Annotated in this window: 14 protein-coding genes; 6 read left to right on the top strand and 8 right to left on the bottom strand. The window is 68.5% G+C overall.

From position 1 onward, the window contains the following. Positions 1-20 precede the first annotated feature (20 nt). A complete protein-coding gene (gene glgC / locus AC6EUH_RS08895; RefSeq protein WP_200913041.1) occupies positions 21-1436 on the bottom strand; it encodes a glucose-1-phosphate adenylyltransferase in 1416 nt (471 codons plus the stop codon). 95 nt (positions 1437-1531) lie between these two features. Between glgC and glgA the strand changes: the two genes are divergently transcribed. Continuing rightward, complete coding sequence (glgA, locus tag AC6EUH_RS08890; RefSeq protein WP_499738400.1) at positions 1532-2737, top strand: glycogen synthase; 1206 nt, start codon at positions 1532-1534, stop codon at positions 2735-2737. 98 nt (positions 2738-2835) lie between these two features. On the opposite strand, the gene AC6EUH_RS08885 is transcribed toward glgA, so the two are convergent. Together AC6EUH_RS08885 and AC6EUH_RS08880 are read right to left on the bottom strand one after the other, a co-directional pair. Then, positions 2836-5004 carry an acyl-CoA dehydrogenase family protein gene (locus AC6EUH_RS08885; RefSeq protein ID WP_499738399.1) on the bottom strand — a complete coding sequence of 723 codons (2169 nt, stop codon included), beginning with the start codon at positions 5002-5004 and terminating at the stop codon, positions 2836-2838. After that, the gene (locus tag AC6EUH_RS08880; RefSeq protein WP_499738417.1) at positions 5001-5768 is read right to left on the bottom strand and encodes a TetR family transcriptional regulator; all 768 of its coding nucleotides are present in this window, start codon (positions 5766-5768) and stop codon (positions 5001-5003) included. The genes AC6EUH_RS08885 and AC6EUH_RS08880 overlap by 4 nt, the downstream gene beginning before the upstream one ends. A gap of 68 nt (positions 5769-5836) precedes the next feature. Here AC6EUH_RS08880 and AC6EUH_RS08875 point away from each other — a divergent pair, with 68 nt between their 5' ends. From AC6EUH_RS08875 to AC6EUH_RS08865, 3 genes are read left to right on the top strand one after another with little or no spacing between them, the layout of a single operon-like run. Beyond that, positions 5837-7273, top strand: coding sequence for an acetyl-CoA C-acetyltransferase (locus AC6EUH_RS08875; RefSeq protein ID WP_499738398.1), 1437 nt, complete (start codon positions 5837-5839; stop codon positions 7271-7273). Between the two features lie 9 nt (positions 7274-7282). Beyond that, positions 7283-8638, top strand: a complete 1356-nt coding sequence (locus AC6EUH_RS08870; RefSeq protein WP_499738397.1) for a 3-oxoacyl-ACP reductase — start codon at positions 7283-7285, stop codon at positions 8636-8638. After that, positions 8635-9546: a MaoC family dehydratase gene (locus AC6EUH_RS08865; protein ID WP_499738396.1), complete on the top strand. Its 912-nt coding sequence runs from the start codon at positions 8635-8637 to the stop codon at positions 9544-9546. The genes AC6EUH_RS08870 and AC6EUH_RS08865 overlap by 4 nt, the downstream gene beginning before the upstream one ends. A gap of 121 nt (positions 9547-9667) precedes the next feature. Here the strand turns inward: AC6EUH_RS08865 and AC6EUH_RS08860 are convergent, their stop codons facing one another. The 5 genes from AC6EUH_RS08860 to AC6EUH_RS08840 all read right to left on the bottom strand — a co-directional run bounded on the left by AC6EUH_RS08860 (position 9668) and on the right by AC6EUH_RS08840 (position 14217). Next, positions 9668-10705, bottom strand: coding sequence for an FUSC family protein (locus AC6EUH_RS08860; RefSeq protein WP_499738416.1), 1038 nt, complete (start codon positions 10703-10705; stop codon positions 9668-9670). 141 nt (positions 10706-10846) lie between these two features. Then, positions 10847-11971 (bottom strand): serine hydrolase domain-containing protein, encoded by a 1125-nt coding sequence (locus AC6EUH_RS08855; protein ID WP_499738395.1) that lies wholly within the window; start codon positions 11969-11971, stop codon positions 10847-10849. 3 nt (positions 11972-11974) lie between these two features. Then, a complete protein-coding gene (locus tag AC6EUH_RS08850; RefSeq protein WP_499738394.1) occupies positions 11975-13039 on the bottom strand; it encodes a glutathione S-transferase family protein in 1065 nt (354 codons plus the stop codon). A 9-nt stretch (positions 13040-13048) separates the two neighbouring features. Then, positions 13049-13843, bottom strand: a complete 795-nt coding sequence (locus AC6EUH_RS08845; RefSeq protein WP_499738393.1) for a M50 family metallopeptidase — start codon at positions 13841-13843, stop codon at positions 13049-13051. Next, entirely contained in the window at positions 13840-14217 is a 378-nt protein-coding gene (locus tag AC6EUH_RS08840) for a TraR/DksA family transcriptional regulator (protein ID WP_499738415.1), read from the bottom strand. Before AC6EUH_RS08840 ends, AC6EUH_RS08845 begins: the two co-directional genes overlap by 4 nt. A gap of 336 nt (positions 14218-14553) precedes the next feature. On the opposite strand from AC6EUH_RS08840, the gene AC6EUH_RS08835 reads away from it, so the two are divergent. Continuing rightward, the gene (locus tag AC6EUH_RS08835) at positions 14554-14943 is read left to right on the top strand and encodes a hemerythrin domain-containing protein (protein WP_499738392.1); all 390 of its coding nucleotides are present in this window, start codon (positions 14554-14556) and stop codon (positions 14941-14943) included. 9 nt (positions 14944-14952) lie between these two features. Further along, positions 14953-17142, top strand: coding sequence for a 4-alpha-glucanotransferase (malQ, locus tag AC6EUH_RS08830; RefSeq protein ID WP_499738391.1), 2190 nt, complete (start codon positions 14953-14955; stop codon positions 17140-17142). Positions 17143-17169 lie beyond the last annotated feature (27 nt).

Here is a 17169-nt window from a genome sequence, read left to right as displayed (position 1 = left end):
ATCCTCGCTGGCCGGCGGGCTCAGCGGTCCTTCGGGGACGCTGCGCCCGGGACGCCTACTGCGGCGGCCTGGACCTCGGCGACCTTGTCCACCGATTCCCGCATGGCGGGCCAGTTCTCCGTGGCGGCACGGACGGCGTCGGGCACCAGGATCAGGTTGGCGGCCGACAAGGCGCGTTCCTGCTCGCCGGGTTCGGGCACGAACTGCCCCTTCGACAGGACAGTGATGCCCGATTCGGTGACCTTAAAGCCGCGGGACCGGTCCAGATCGGCGTCGAGGCCGATCGCTGCGCCCGCCGGGACCTTGACGTTCTTGTCGATGATGGCGCGCTTGACGACGGCCCCCGCACCGATGTTGACCTTGTCCATGAGGACGGAGTCCAGCACCCGGCTGGAGGTACCGACGTAGACGTCGTTGGACAGCACGGAGCCTTCCACGATGCCGCCGGAGATCACGACCCCGCTGGCGACGATCGAATCCAAGGCCGTGCCCACCGTGTTCTTCTGGCCGCGCACGAACTTGGCCGGCGGGGAGATGCTCTGCCGCGTGTAGATGGGCCATTCGGAGTTGTACAGGTTGAACACCGGCACGGGCGAGATGAGGTCCATGTGCGCGTCGTAGAACGAGTCGATGGTGCCGACGTCGCGCCAGTAGGTGCGGTCGCGTTCGGTGGAGCCGGGGATCTCGTTCAGGGTGAAGTCGTAGACACCGGCCTCTCCCTTGTCCACGAAGTAGGGAATGATGTCACCGCCCATGTCGTGCTTGGTGTCCAGGCGCTCGGCGTCGACGTGCAGGGCCTCAACGAGGGCGTCGGCGTCGAAGACGTAGTTGCCCATGGAGGCGAGGAACTGGCTGGGATCAGCGGCCAGGCCCGGCGTGGAGGATGGCTTCTCGACGAAGGCCGCGATCTTCTCCGGGTTTTCCTGGTCCACTTCGATGACACCGAACTGGTCGGCCATGTGCAGCGGCTGGCGGACGGCGGCGACGGTGGCCTTGGCGCCGCTGGCGACGTGCTGGTCCACCATCTGGGCAAAGTCCATCCGGTAGACGTGGTCTGCGCCCACAACCACCACGATGTCCGGGTTGGCATCATGGATCAGGTTCAGGGACTGGTAGATGGCGTTGGCGCTGCCGAGGAACCAGCTCTTGCCCACACGCTGCTGCGCAGGGACGGAGGCGATGTAATTGCCCAGCTGGGTGGACATCCGCCAGGTCTCAGAAATATGGCGGTCCAGGCTGTGCGACTTGTATTGCGTCAGCACAACGATCTGCAAGTAGCGGGAATTGACCAGGTTGGACAACGCAAAGTCAATGAGCCGGTAGCTTCCTGCGAACGGGACGCCGGGCTTGGCCCGGTCCGCCGTCAGTGGCATGAGCCGGTTTCCCTCGCCGCCTGCAAGGACAATAGCCAGAACTTTCTTATTCGGCATGGTGATCGCTCCTGAACGCCTTTGTACTTCCCCAAACAGTCCGGCACGCCCGAACGTCTTCACACTAGATCAGTTCCACCGTAACGACTACCTTGGGGTTTGTGCGTATAGACATTGTGACCAAAGAATTCCCGCCCGAAATCTATGGCGGCGCCGGGGTCCACGTGGCCGAACTCAGCCGGGTGCTCGCCCAGCACGTGGATCTGCAGGTGCGCGCCTTCGGCGCGCCCCGTGAACCGGGGTACCACGGCGCGACGGTCACGTCCTACGCCGTGCCCGAGGACCTTTCCGGGGCGAACGCCGCAGTGCAGACCCTGGGTGTGGACCTGCGGATCGTTCCGGACATCGCCGGCGCGGACCTGGTGCACTCGCACACGTGGTACGCCAACATGGCCGGGCACATCGCCTCGCTGCTGCACGGCATTCCGCACGTGCTCAGCGCGCACAGCCTCGAGCCGCTGCGTCCGTGGAAGGCCGAGCAGCTCGGCGGCGGCTACGCGCTGTCCTCCTGGGTGGAAAAAACCGCCTACGAGGCCGCGGCCGCGATCATCGCCGTCTCCGAGGGCATGCGCCAGGACATCCTCCGCAGCTACCCCGAAGTTGACCCCGCCAAGGTCAAGGTGGTCCACAACGGGATCGACGTGAGCCTCTGGAACCGGGACGAGGGCGACGACGTCGTCCGCGCCCTGGGGATCGACCCGGACCGGCCGAGCGTGGTCTTCGTAGGCCGCAACACGCGCCAAAAGGGTGTGCCCTACCTGCTCCGAGCGGCCGCCAAGCTGCCGGCCGACGTCCAGCTGGTGCTGTGCCTCGGCGCCGCTGACACCCCAGAGCTCGCGGCCGAAACCGCCCGCCTGATCGAGGAGCTGCAGACCCAGCGCGGCGGTGTGATCCTGGTGGAGCGGATGCTGCCGCGGAACGAACTCATCCAGGTCCTCAGCCACGCCACAGCGTTCGCCTGCCCGTCGATCTACGAACCGCTCGGAATCGTCAACCTGGAGGCCATGGCCTGCGGCGCCGCCGTTGTGGCCAGCGCCACCGGCGGAATCCCCGAGGTGGTCCAGCACGGTGAGACCGGCCTGCTGGTGGACATCGAGCAGGTCACGGACGGGACCGGCACTCCGCTGGACCCGGAGAAGTTTGTCACCGAATTCGCCGCTGCCCTGACCGAGGTGGTGTCCGATCCGGAAAGGGCCCGCGCCATGGGACAGGCCGGACGCCGCCGGGCGGAGGAGCACTTCTCCTGGGAATCGATCACGGAGACCACCCTGGAGGTCTACCGCTCGGTGCTCCCCGAGGGTTCCTGACCCGCCGCTTCCAGACAACAAACGACGACGGCGCCGCCCCGGCTTTGGGGGCGGCGCCGTCGTCGTTGTCCGGCCGGGTCAGGCGCGGCGCTTTCGATTCACTGTGCCTTTGTAGCGCGGGTCTTTCGGGCGAGCAGGATTTTCTCGTCCACCGGTGCGTCGCCGCTGGCACGCTGCCGGCGGAAGTACTCGCGGGCCTCGTCCTGGCGGACCTTTTCGGCGCCCGTGGCGATCTCGGCACGGAGATGTTCAGGGCCGAAGCCGAAAGCGTCCACCAGGTCCAGGGCGTGCGGGCGGATTTTCACCAGCAGCCGGTTGATGTAGTCGCCCACGGTCCGGGCGCGCTGCATCGAGAGGCGGCCGTTCATCAGGTACCAGGACAGGTTCTCCTCGATCAGGGACAGGCCGAAGAGGTCGCGAAGCCAAGTCAGGACTTTTTTGGTGCCCGGGTCCGCGACCTTCCCCAGCGCTTCCGTGAAGGCTTCCCACTGCAGCAGTTCGGCGTGCGCCTGGGCGGCTTCGATGAGTTCGTTCTGGTGGCTGTTGAACAGCGCGGCGCCCTGCTGCTGCGGCAGCTTGCCGGCGCCTTTCAGGGCCGAGCCGACTTCGGCGACCATGGTCTGGACACGGTCGGTCAGCAGCGCGCGCTGGCTCGCTTCGTCCTTGATCGCGATGGCAGCTTTCTGCACCGAACCGGTGTCCGCCATGAACTGCGCCACCCCGCGCAGGCCGGTCCGGTGGATGGCGGCGTCGGTGGCCTGGCCGACGACGTAGCGGGCCAGCACACCGAAGTTCACGCTGCGGAATTCCTTGGCGTAGTCGGCGAGCAGCCGCTTGGCAACAAGCTGCAGCAGGACGGTGTTGTCGCCTTCGAACGTGGCATAGACGTCCAGGTCCGCGCGCAGCGAGGCGAAGCGGTTCTCGATCAGGAAGCCGGCGCCGCCGCAGGCCTCGCGGCATTCCTGCAGGGTGTCGAGGGCGTGCCAGGTGCTGAGCGGCTTGAGCGCCGCCGCGAGGGTTTCCAGGTCCTGGCGGTCCTCATCCGTATCCGTGCGGCCGGAGAAGACGTCGTCGAACTTCTGCAGCAACTGTTCGCTGGCGAAGCCCGCGGCGTAGGTCGTCGCGAGGCGCGTGAACAGCCGGCGCTGGTGCCGCTGGTAGTCCAGCAGCACTTCCTCGTCGGTCTGGGAGGAGGCGTTGAACTGGCGGCGCTCCGTGGCGTACTGGATGGCTGTCTTCAAAGCCAGCTTCGACGCGGTGACGGCGGCGCCGTCGAGGGAGACGCGGCCCTGGACCAGGGTGCCGAGCATAGTGAAGAAGCGGCGGCCCGGGCTGGCGATGGGGGACCTGTAGCTGCCGTCGGCGTCGACGTTGCCGTAGCGGTTCAGCAGGTTGGTGCGCGGGATCCGGACGTGCGTGAAGTGCAGCCGGCCGTTGTCGATGCCGTTGAGGCCACCCTTGACGCCGTCGTCCTCGCCGCCGATTCCGGGCAGGAATTCCTTGGTTTCGGGATCGCGGAGGTCCATGTAGAAGGCGTGGACGCCGTGGTTCACGCCCTGCGTCACCAGCTGGGCGAAGACCACCGCGGCGAGGCCGTCCACGGCGGCGTTCCCGATGTAGTCCTTCCACGCGGCACGGAACGGTGTGTGCACCACGAACTCCTCCGTGGCGGGGTCATACGTGGCGGTGGTGGCGATGCTGGCGACGTCCGAGCCGTGCCCGGTCTCGGTCATGGCAAAGCAGCCGGGAATGTCCAGGCTCATGATGCCGGGGAGCCATTTCCCGTGGTGCTCCTCCGTGCCGAGGTGGTTCACGGCGGAGCCGAACAGGCCCCACTGGACGCCGGCTTTGATCTGCAGTGAGGGGTCGGCGATGACGAGTTCCTGGAAACCGGCCACGTTGCCGCCGTGTTCGTCAGCGCCCCCGACGGACACGGGGAAGGCGCGGTGCACCGCGCCGTTTTCCACCAGGATCTTGAGCTGGCCGAATGCACGCTGGCGGTGCTCGGTGTGGGTCAGGCCCTCTGTCTTGTGCAGCTCCGGCCGGCCGGCGAGCGCCCGGGAGGCACGGCGGGTCTCGGCCCACTTGCCCAGGAGCAGTTCGCCGAGGGCAGCGACGTCGACCACGGGGGCCGGCGTCCCGGACGAGCTCCCCGCGGCGGCCGGCGCCGGGGCCGATGCGGGGCGGGAAGCGGCGGTGCGGGCTGTCGTGTTGCGGACGGTGTTCTCGGGGGCTTCGCCCCACTGGCGGTCTGCAAGTTCGGTCATGTCGATTCCTTCTTTGGTTCTGACAAAGGCGGTGCTGAAGTCGGTGTTGCTCGGCTCGGGGCTGCCGTGCGCAGCTCGGGGGCGAGGCCGAGGCACAGCCAGTCGGTAATCTGGCGTGCCATCGCTTCCTGCCCGGGCTTGGACGGGGACTCCGGGCTGGCGAGCCATTGTTCGCCGGCGTTCCGGACCAGGCCGATCGCCGCGTTCGGCCAGTAGCCGATCACGGCCTCGCGCCCCGCCGAGTCGCCCAGGTGGCTGCGCATGGGGCGGGCGATCATGTCGCTGATCGACGCGAAGAAGTGGCCCAGGGCGCCGGCGGTGGCGATGGTGCCGTTGGTGGCTCCCGTATCGCCGGGGGTGTAGCGCGTCACGAAGGCGTACACGTTCGGGCTGGTCTCAGCCATCTGAAGGTAGGCGGAGACCATGGCGAACAGTCCCTCGCGGGGAGTTTGTGCGCTCTGCGCGGCTTCCTGGATCCGGCGCTGCATCTGGCTCAGCACCACTTCGCCGACGGCCTGCTGCAGCCCGGCTTTGTCCCCGAAGTACCGGTAGAACACGGATTTCGAGGTACCCGCGGCGGCGGCAATGTCCTCCATGGACGCGTCACTGCCGAGCGCGTGCACGGCCTTCCGGGCCGACTTGATGAGCTCCCGGCGGCGCTCTTCACGATGCGACTGCCAGCGCGAGGCGCGGCCGTCCACACTGCCGGCGGCGGCAGAGGGGGAGTCGGCGGCGCTTCCGCCGGGAAGGCCGGGCTGGGGGATGTTCACGATACCCAGCGTATCAGGTACGCTGGGTATCGGTAACCCGCTTTGATCGAAGGAGACAGCCCATGTCCGTCAACGGACAGTCCGCACCCGGACCAAAGGAATCGACCCGCGCAGCGACGCCCCCGGCAGGCAAAGGCGCCGGCGCGCCAACGGCAGAACCGGCCGCAGGCACAGCAACCGGACCGGCCGCTTCACACCTTCCGCAGGTTCGCAGGGCGGTCATCGTGGGCGGCAACCGCATTCCCTTTGCCCGGACCGGGGGCGCCTACACCAAGTCCTCCAACCAGGACATGCTGACAGCGGCCCTGGACGGGCTCATCGCCCGTTTCGGGCTGCAGGACGAGCGCATTGGGGAAGTTGCTGCCGGCGCCGTGCTCAAACACTCCCGTGACTTCAACCTGACACGCGAAGCCGTGCTCGGCTCCGCGCTCTCCGCAGAGACGCCGGCCTACGATCTGCAGCAGGCGTGCGCCACCGGGCTGGAAACGGTCCTGGGCCTCGCCAACAAAATCAAGCTCGGCCAGATCGATTCAGCCATCGCCGGCGGCGTGGACTCCGCCTCGGACGCCCCCATCGCCGTGAGCGAGGGCCTGCGCGAGGTGCTCCTTGACCTCAACCGCGCCAAGACGCTGCCGCAGCGGCTCCAGGTCCTCAGCCGGCTCCGGCCCAAGGACCTCTCCCCGGATGCCCCCAACACCGGCGAACCGCGCACCGGCCTGTCCATGGGAGAGCACCAGGCGCTCACCACTGCGCAGTGGAAGATCACCCGGGAGGCCCAGGATGAGCTGGCCTTCAACAGCCACCGCAACCTCGCCGCCGCCTACGACGGCGGCTTCTTCGATGACCTGCTCACCCCGTACCGCGGCCTCACCCGGGATTCCAACCTGCGCGCCGACACCAGCCTCGAAAAGCTGGCCACCCTGAAGCCCGTTTTTGGCAAGAGCCTGGGTTCCGCGGCGACCATGACGGCGGGCAACTCCACTCCGCTGACTGACGGCGCCTCCACCGTGCTGCTCGCCTCGGAGGAGTGGGCCGACGCCCACGACCTGCCCAAGCTGGCCACGGTGCTCGACGGCGAGGCGGCGGCCGTCGACTTTGTCCACGGCAAGGACGGCCTCCTGATGGCACCCGCTTTCGCCGTGCCGCGCCTGCTGGCCCGCAACGGGCTCAGCCTCGACGACATCGACTTCTTCGAAATCCACGAGGCATTCGCCGGCACCGTGCTGAGCACCCTGGCAGCGTGGGAAGACGAGGAGTTCGGCCGCACCCGGCTGGGGCTGGACGGGGCCTTCGGCACCATCGACCGCTCCACGCTCAACGTCAACGGGTCCTCGCTCGCGGCGGGCCATCCCTTCGCGGCCACCGGCGGACGGATTGTCGCTTCGCTTGCGAAAATGCTCCACGCCAAGGGCCGCGTGGACGGCCGTCCGGCCCGCGGCCTCATCTCCATCTGCGCCGCCGGCGGCCAGGGCGTCGTCGCCATTCTTGAAGCACACTAGGGGGACCCGATGACCGACAAATACACCCAATTCGTGAGCCTCAGCCCGGGCAGGGACATCGCCCGGAAACTTGGGCTGCCCCAGCCGGTGGTGTTGAGGCGCCACAAGCCGGGCCAGCCGCTCATCACCGGACCCGTACTGGTCCAGGGGACCGGCACGGGAGCCGACGAGCTGGCCTCGACCCTGCTGGCCTGGGATCTCGACGTGCGCCGGCATGCCGTGCCCAAAGAGAAGCTCGGCGCCATCATCGTGGTGCTTGACGAACTGGCCCGCCCCGAGGACCTCGCGCGGCCCGTGCTCACCGCCGCCACGTCCCTCCGGGACCTGGCACCCAATGCCCGTGTCATCACCGTCTCCCGTGCTGCATCCGACAGTGCAGACCCAGCCGCTGCAGACCCTGCCTCCGCCGCGGCCCGGCAGGGAGTGGACGGGCTGCTCCGCTCGCTCGCCAAGGAGCTCCGCGCCGGTGCCACCGCCAACGGCATCCTGCTCGCGGGCGGCGCCGGAACCACCAGCCCCAGTACGCTCGGTGCCCTCCGGTTCTTCCTTTCCGGCCGTTCCGCGTTCGTCGACGGTCAGTTCCTCACCGTGAGCTCCGCGGAAGGACAGCTGCCGGCCGACGCCGAGAAGCCCCTGGCGGGTAAGGTCGCAGTCGTGACCGGGGCCGCGCGGGGAATCGGCGCCGCGATTGCCCGCACCCTGCGCCGGGACGGCGCCACAGTGGTCGTCGTCGATATCCCGGCGGCAGGCGACCACCTTGCCGCGGTGGCCAACGAGGTGCACGGCACCGCCCTGCAGCTGGACATCACCCGGGAGGACGCCGGACAGCGGATCATCGACCACGCCGTGGAACGCCACGGACGCTTGGACATCGTGATCCACAACGCCGGCATCACCCGGGACAAACTGCTGGCCAATATGGACCAGAGCCGCTGGGACTCCGTGATCGCGGTCAACATCGCCGCGCAGTTGCGGATCAACGAGGCGCTGCTGGGCTCGGAGCACTTCCGGGAGTCACCGCGGATCGTCTCCGTGGCCTCCACCAGCGGCATCGCCGGAAACCGCGGCCAGACCAACTATGCCGCCTCGAAGGGCGGTGTGATGGGCATGGTCCGGGCCACGGCTCCTCTGCTCAGTGTGCACGGCGGTTCCATCAACGCCGTCGCCCCGGGCTTCATCGAGACCGAGATGACAGCGAAGATCCCCTTCGCCACCCGCGAGATCGCCCGCAGGCTCAACAGCCTGCAGCAGGGCGGCCGGCCCGCCGATGTGGCCGAAACCATCGCGTTCCTGGCCAGTGACGCGGCCGGCGGCATCTCCGGCGAGGTACTGCGTGTGTGCGGCCAGAACCTGGTGGGAGCATGACCCCATCCGGGCCCGTCATCCTGGGGGAGATGCCGTCGCTGTCGAAGCTGTACGTCAACGCGGCCGCCACCGCCGCCCGCCGCCGGGTCTTGGGCACCCATGCGGGGAACGGTCTCCCGGAGGCACGGCACGAGGTCCGCGGGGTGAAGGCGGCGGTGGAGAACCTCACGGCCTACCAGCACCTGATCGGCGAGACCGCCAGCGATGTGCTGCCCGCCGGCTTCATCCATGCGCTGGCGTTCCCGCTGGCCATGAGTGTGATGAACCGGGATGACTTCCCGCTGCCTCTGCTGGGCATGATCCATCTGGAAAACCGCGTGGTGCAGTCCGCGCCCCTGCGCTTTACGGAGGCCCTCGACGTCCGGGCATGGACGGAGAACCTGCGCGGGCACCGGTCCGGCACCCAGCTGGACGTCGTCACCGAAGTCGGCTGCGCGGGGAAGGACGCCGTGAGCTGGCGAGGTGTGTCGACCTATCTGGCGAAGGGTGTTTTCCTGCCCGGCATCGACAAGCCGACGGCCGCATCGGCGGCGGCGGACTTTTCGGCGCCGGATCCCACCGCACTGTGGCAACTCGGCGTCGACACGGGCCGGGCCTACGCTGCCGTGTCCGGCGACTTCAACCCGATCCACCTGAGCGTCCTCTCGGCCAAGGCCCTGGGCATGCGGCGGTCCATCGCGCACGGGATGTATCTCGCGTCGAGGGCACTGGCGGACGTGGGCGCCGTGAAGGGTGAAGCCTTCAGCTGGGACGTGGCCTTCGAGGCGCCGGTATTCCTGCCGGCACGGGTGGCGCTGGATATCAGTTCCGTACAGGACTCCGTGGGGGCGTGGCAGCGCTCCGACTATGTCGCCTGGAATTCGCGTTCCGGGCGCAGGCATTTCAGCGGATCGGTTGCCGCGCTCTAGCCGCGCCGGCCGACAACATGACGACCGAAAGAATGACGACGGCGGCGCCCGCTCCGGGAGGGGAAGGCGCCGCCGTCGTTTTGTGGGCTGTTCGCCCACTCGTTTTTTGGTGCCGGAACCGCTACTGCCGGTCTGCTGACTCCTTCACCACACGCAGCATCCGGTGGAGGCTCAACAGAATCGATTCAACGGCGCTGGGCGCACCGGTGGCAGCTTCCTCGCTGCCGACCCGTGCCGTCAGGGCCTTGACGGCAGCGTCGGCCTCAGCGCTCAGCTCGGCCTGCCGCTCCGGGCTTTCCTCCTCGACCGAACGCAGGACGTCGCCCACGGAAGCCATGGCGTCGGCGAGTGGCGCGGCGTATTCATCCGGCACCACAAAGGGGGTGTCCTTGGCCCAGATGACGTCCGAAAGCACCTGCGTCACGTCCTGCACGTGGAAGGTCACCCGTTCCAGGTCCCGCAGGTTGCGGTAGTCCTCGTCGATGTCGCGGGGATGGAGCCGGCGCCGGGGGTTTGCCCGCCGGCTGGCGTCCGCCTTCTCCACCGCGAGGCGGACGGACCGTGCGGACGATTCAAGCCCGTCGGAGCGTTTTGACCAGTCTTCGTGCTCCGGCGGCCAGCTCTCCTTCAGCGCCTTGGCCATGTCCCAGAGCTGCTGGGCGAGCGCCAGGCGCAGTTCGGCGATGCTGAGCTCCGCGGCGCGGAAGTGCAGCGGCGGGAACACCAGCAGGTTCACCAGGACGCCCACCGTCACCCCGGCGCCCATCTGGAGGAGGTAGCCGAAGGAGAACTGGTCCGGATTGTGGCCGCCGACCAGCAGGACCAGGAGCGCCGCCGTCGGGATCCAGTCCCGGCCCGCGCCGATCTTCGGGAGTCCGGCGAGGATGACGCCGAAAGCCATCACCACACCGACCGTCAACGGCGTGGGACTGCCGAGGATGAACAGCACAAAGGCCAGGCCGACGCCGATTGCCAGCCCCGCGAGCGTCTGGACCCCCTGCTTCATGGAACCGGCGACGTTCTCGTACATCGCCACCAAGGCGCCCAGCGGAGCGTAGTAGGGGTAGTCGGCTGCGGACCCCGGCATAAACGGGGCGATGGCGAACGCGATGCCCGCGGCCAGTCCTGCTTTGAGGGCCAGCTGCAGCCGGGGCCACAGCAGCGCCGAGCGGACGTTGCTGGCCGCGATCCGCCAGAGCCGCCGGACGAGTGAGGGGTGTCCGGCGTGGGTGGCCTCATCTGTAGTTGTCACCCGGTTCACCCTAGGGTGGGGATGTTGCTGCGACAACTGGACGAACCCTTAGCTGGCGTCGCCGGCGGCCTGCCGGACGGCCGCGGAAAGACGCTGGGCGCGCCCGCGGGTGCGGCCTTCTTCACTCCGGCGGGGAACATATCCGAATCCGAGACCGTAGGCAGGGTCCGCGAAGCCGAGCGCCCCGTTGGCTCCCTCATGCCCGAAAGCGCAATGGCTGCCGAAATTCCGGCCGGGCTGCGGTTTCATGAATACGACGGCGAACGCGTTGTCCTGGCCCGAAGCGCGGTCCAGGCCCCAGACCTGTTCTTCGGCCATGGCGTCCACTGTTTGCGACGTCAGGAAGGGCGCGGAGCCGTCGACTCCCGTGGTTGCGGCGGCATAGAGCCTGGCAAGACCGTCAGCGGAACCCACTCCGCCAGCACTGCTCATCCCGCCGGCACGGATGACGCGGTGGTTGGGCAGCTCCATAATGGTGCTGACCGGTGCGTTGCTGTTCAGGCCATCCAGTCCGAACGGGTCAGTCCACGGGAGGTCAGGGTCATCCGCATAGAGAACCTCCCGGTAGCGCGGCTCCTGGTCCTCGGGCAGCCCGAGGAAGAAGTCGACGCCGAATGGCCGGCGGATGCGCGCATCGTACAACTCCTGCAGGGAGGAATCGGTCACCCGTCGGCAGAGCTCCTCCATGAGGATTCCCATTGTCAGGGCGTGGTAGCCGAACGTTGTTCCCGGGCGCCACAGGGGCACGGCCGCGGCCAGCCTGTCGGCCGCCTCCGGAGTGGTGAACTCATCCAGGGCAAACCCGCCCGCGACGCCGGGCACGCCCGCCTGATGCGACAACGCCTGCCTGACACTGATCCTGTTTTTACCGTGGGCACCGAATTCCGGCCAGTAAGAGGACATTGTCCGGTCAAGGTCCAACGTCCCGTCCTGCAGCAGCAGGGCCATCACGAAAGCTGCCGCACCTTTTGAACACGAGTAAGTGCCGGTGATGTCACCATGAGTCAGCTGCGGACCGCCGATGAGCTCGAGCACCTTCACCCCGTGGCGGTAGACCGTCAGCTGGGAGCTATAGTCCGGATCCTCGGCCAGGAAGGCGTCGAACAGGGTGCGGACGTCCGTGAATTCCGCGGTGGCAAACCCGCTGGAGAGCGATGTTGTCGACGACCCCATCCGTTAGCCTGCGCCGTGTCCGGGGGCCACTTCTTCGCCGGCACGTACCGGGCCCGGAGGTGTTCCGTCGCCGAAGGGACGGCCGCCGAGGGCTTCGCGGCCGTGGTCAGTCAGCCAACCGTCGAGCGCTGGTCCCGCGGGAACGATCCCGGTGGGGTTAATGTCCTCGTGGACGATGTAGTAGTGCTGCTTGATCTGCACGAAGTCGGTGGTGTCACCGAATCCGGGGGTCTGGAAGAGATCGCGGGCGTAGGCCCACAGAGCAGGCATCTCACTGAGCTTCTGCCGGTTGCACTTGAAGTGACCGTGGTAGACGGCATCGAACCGGGCCAGCGTCGTGAAGAGGCGGACGTCGGCTTCGGTGATTGTGTCGCCCACGAGGTAGCGCTGGCCCGTAAGTCGCTCTTCCAGCCAGTCCAAGGCGGTCCAGAGCCGGTGGTAGGCGGCGTCGTACGCTTCCTGCGAGCCGGCGAAGCCGCAGCGGTACACCCCGTTGTTCACTTCGGTGAAGACCCTCTTGTTGACGGTGTCGATCTCCCCGCGCAGCGCTTCCGGGTACAGGTCCGGCGCGCCCGGCCGGTGGTGCTCGGCCCACTCGGTGGAGAAGTCCAGGGTGATTTGCGGGAAGTTGTTGGTCACTACCTGTCCGCTGGCGACGTCGACAAGGGCCGGGACGGTGATGCCGCGGGGATAGTCCGGGAACCGGCGGAAGTATGCCTCTTGGATCCGCTCGATGCCGAGCACCGGATCCTTGCCACCCGGGTCCAGGTCAAAGGTCCACGAGCGCGCATCGTGGGTGGGGCCGGGCTGGCCGAGGGAGATGGCGTCCTCGAGGCCAAGCAGCCGCCGTACGATCACGGTCCTGTTGGCCCACGGGCAGGCGCGGGCCGCGATCAGCCGGTACCGCCCCGGCTCAACCGGCCAGCCGGGCTCACCGTTCCGGCCGGGGGCGCCGTCGCGGGTGATCCGGTCCTCGATGTAGTTAGTGTCGCGGGTGAACTCCTCGCCGCCGGTGACATAGGCGCCCTTGGTGCTGAATCCCGGATCGTCCGTGTGTGTTGTACTCATGGTCCCAGCCTATGCCGGGGTGCCGCCGGTGGCGTGCAATGGTACGCCCTGCCACTGCGGCGGCAGTCCTGCCGCGAGGACCTGGGACAGGGGCTGCCAGGCGACCCACCAGGCCGCGCCGACCACCACGGCGAACAGCACGATCCAGACGGCCGCGGGGATGCGGGTGGACCGGTGCAGCAGGTACGCGTCCGACGTCGCCAGCCGGTCCCGCCGCTTCAGGTGCACGGTGGCGAGCTTGCCGAGGTCCCGGACGGCCGCGACGAGGAGTGCCAGGCCAAGCACGATCATGACGTGGCCGTTGAATTCGGGCGGGACAAACTGCACAAGCAGGGCCGCTGCCAGGACCGCACCGGCGGTGATCAGCAGCCCGATGCCGTTGCGGATGAAGAGGAACGAGGCCAGCAGGATGAGGGTGCCCAGCGACATGGCTGCCGGACCCCAGCCGTTGAAGCCGCTCCAGACCATGGCGGCCCCGACCACGGCTGGCACCGGGTAGCCCCAGAAGGTGGACCAGACGGCTGCCAGGGGTCGCCGGCTGTAGGTGGTGGTGGTGCCCGAATGGTCCAGGCCCAGACGGATCCCGCCCACGCGCTGCCCGGTCATCAGCGCCGCGAAGGCGTGGCCGAGCTCGTGCGTCACCGTGGCCAGCAACCCGAAGTACCGCCAGGTCACCCGCGGCAGGGAGAGAACGACGGCGAGGAGCACCACCAGGGCGAGTTCGGTGCCGGTGACGTGGGGGACGGGGGACTGGGTGAATCCGGCGGCAATCCGGTCCCACCAGGCCCCGGCTGCGTCGGTCATGCCCTGCCCCGAGGAGTAGGTCCTGCCGGGCCGGCACTGTGCCGGATGCAATACGGTGTCCAGGGCCTGGCTTCCAGCCGTCCCTCCGCGATCCCTTCCCCGCACACGGAGCAGATTCCGTAGGTGCCGGCGTCGATCCGTGCCAGGGCTGCCTCAATGTGCGCCAGGCCCTGCCGGCTCTGGTCCATCAGGGCGGAAGCCTGGGAGAGCTCAAAAGCGATCGTTGAGCCCTCGGGATCGTGTTCGTCATCGACATTGGAATCCTGCCGGGCGGCGTTCACCGCCGTGATGTCCCGGCGCAGCGCGGGCAGGAGTTCAAGTTTGCGGCGGCGCTCCTCCTGAAGGAGAGTCCGGAACCGTTCGACGTCGACCATAGGCTGCAAGGCTAGCGCGACGCGCCAGCCGGCGTCGAAACCCCCAAGCCTGAAACCGGCGGCGGAATCCGCGGCGGCCGGCACCATCTGGTTGGGCCGAAAGGCCCCGGTGCCCGGGGAATCTCCGCCGTACAGTGGGGAAGAGAGCGCGGAAGCCCCCAATTCCACAGTCCCAGGAGACGTCATGGACCAGCCAGCGGCCGGCACCGTCAACAAGAACGCCGATGACGACGCCGCGGCCTTCGCGGCGGTGGAACAGCACCATGCGAGTATGCTCAAGCGCCTCAGCGCGCTGACGGCGACACTGGTCCGCGCGGCGTCAGGACCGGCGACACTGTGGCGGAACACGACGCCCACGAGGTGCTGGTGGAGTGGTGCGAGACCGAACTCGTCCCCCATGCGCTCGCCGAGGAGGGTCCGCTGTACACAGGGGCAGGGAACCTGCCGCAAGGCCGGCTGCTCGTGGAGGGGATGCTCGCCGAGCACCAGGTAGTCGTCGGACTGGTCGAGGACCTGCGGGGATCCACCGGGGTGGACGCCGCCGTGGCCGCCGGCTCGCTCCGGGACATCTTCGCCCTGCACCTGGAGAAAGAGAACCGGCTCCTGCTGCCGTTCATCGTCGCCTCCCCGGAGCTCTCGCTGGCGCGCGCCGTTGAGGGCCTGCAGGAACTGGTGGGCGAAACCCACGTCCACCGACACGGGACGGGGCCCGGGGGCAGCGTTTAGAGTTGCCCCATGGCTGATGGCATGCACCCTGACACTGCTCCTCGCGCAGCCGCACTGCTCAAGGAGCTTGCGGCCGCCCACGGCGTAGGGACCACCTACTGGGGGTGGGACGGCGTCGAACGGTCCGTCCCGGAGAGGACCTTGCGCGCGGTTCTCGCCGCGCTGGGTGTCCCGGCCGGGGACGCGGACGCGACGGAACGGTCCCTGACCGAGGCCCGGCTGGCGCCGTGGCGGCGCCTGCTGCCGCCGGTCGCCGTCGCGCGGGAGGGGCAGGAACTCCACGTCAATGTCCATGTGCAGCACGGAAGCGCCGTCCGCGTCTGGATCGTCGCCGAGGACGGCACCAGGTACGAGGCAACGCAGCGGGACAACTGGGACGCGCCGGTCGACGTCGACGGCGTCCTCACCGGCCAGGCGACCTTCGCGGTTCCGGACCGGGTGCCCCTGGGGTGGCACACCCTGGTGGCGGACAACGAGGGCACGGTGGCCCAATGCCCGCTCATTGTCACGCCGCGGAGGCTCCACACCACCGAGGCGCTCGCCGGACGGCGGAACTGGGGCCTGACCGCGCAGCTCTATTCCGTGCGGTCCTCCCGGTCGTGGGGCATCGGTGACTTCACCGACCTGGCCGATCTCGCCGCCATGACCGGGCAGGAGGGCGCCGGCTTCCTGCTGGTCAACCCGCTGCACGCCGCCGAGCCCCGGCCTCCCGTCGAGGACTCGCCCTACCTGCCCACCACCAGGCGGTACGTCAATCCGCTCTACCTGCGCGTGGAGGAGATCCCCGAATACGGCTACCTCGGCCCGGCCGACCGCGCCGAGGTGGAACGGCTGGCCGCCCAACAGCACTCCGCCAACCACTCCACCGGGCTGCTGGACCGGAACTCCAGCTACAATGCCAAACTGGCTGCCCTGGAGTTGCTGTTCGGCGTTCCGCGCGACCCCGCCCGCTCGCTCGCGTTCGCTGACTTCTGCGCCCGGGAGGGGAAGGGGCTCGACGACTTCGCCCTGTGGTGCGCCCTGGCCGAGAAGCTGGCCCCCGACGCTCCCCAGTGGGCGGTGGAGGCCTCCTCGCCGGAGACCGCCTATTGCCGGGAGCAGCGCGCGCTGCTGGCAGGCCGCATCGAGTTCCACCGCTGGCTGCAGTGGCTCTGCGACCAGCAGCTCGAGGCCGCCCAGCGCTCGGCCCGCAGGGCGGGCATGGAAATCGGCGTCATCCACGACCTTGCCGTGGGCGTGAAGCCGGGCGGTGCCGACGACTGGTCGCTGGCGCGGGTCCTGGCCCGGAACGTCTCGGTGGGTGCGCCGCCGGACATGTTCAACCAGCAGGGCCAGAACTGGACCCAACCGCCCTGGCACCCCGGCCGGCTCGCCGAATCGGGTTATGCCGCCTACCGGGACATGCTCCGCACGGTGCTGCGCCATGCCGGCGGGATCCGGGTGGACCATATTCTGGGGCTGTTCCGGCTGTGGTGGATTCCTGAGGGTGCCGGGCCGGGGGAGGGCACCTACGTCTACTACGACCACGAGGCGCTCATCGGCATCCTGGCGCTGGAAGCGCAGCGGGCAGGCGCGATCGTGATCGGCGAGGACCTTGGCGTGTTCGAGCCGTGGGTCCGGGACTATCTTGCCGAGCGCGGGATCTTCGGCACCTCGATTCTTTGGTTCGAGCACGACGCCGACGGTCCGATCCCGCCGGAGCGATACCGGCAGCAGTGCCTGACCAGCGTCAACACCCACGACCTGCCCCCGACGGCAGGGTATCTGGCCGGCGAGCACGTCACCCTCCGCGAATCCCTGGGGCTGCTGCAGCGTCCGGTGCACGAGGAGCGCGCCGAAGCTGCCGCGGAGCAGGAAGCCGTGCTCCGCCTCCTGCACGATCGCGGCCTCCTGCCGGAGCCGGGGCACCGGGATGTCCAGCGCACGGTGGAGGCGCTCTACGCCTTCACCACTCTGACGCCGTCGTCGCTGCTGGGTGTCGCGCTGGTGGATGCGGTGGGCGAAACCCGGACGCAGAACCAGCCCGGCACCAGCACGGAATACCCCAACTGGCGCATACCGCTCGCCGGCCCCGGGGGACCCGTCCTGCTGGACGGGCTGCAGTCCGATCCGGGATTCCGTTCACTTGTCGGCACGATCCGGTCAGCGCTGCACCCGGACGCGTTAGCTCAAGGCAAAGAGTTTTCGCCAAATCAATGACCCGCCCGCGGGTGTCCGTATACGATG

The organism is Arthrobacter sp. 001422645 (assembly GCF_059816125.1).
This window is presented reverse-complemented; position numbering and strand designations above follow the sequence as displayed.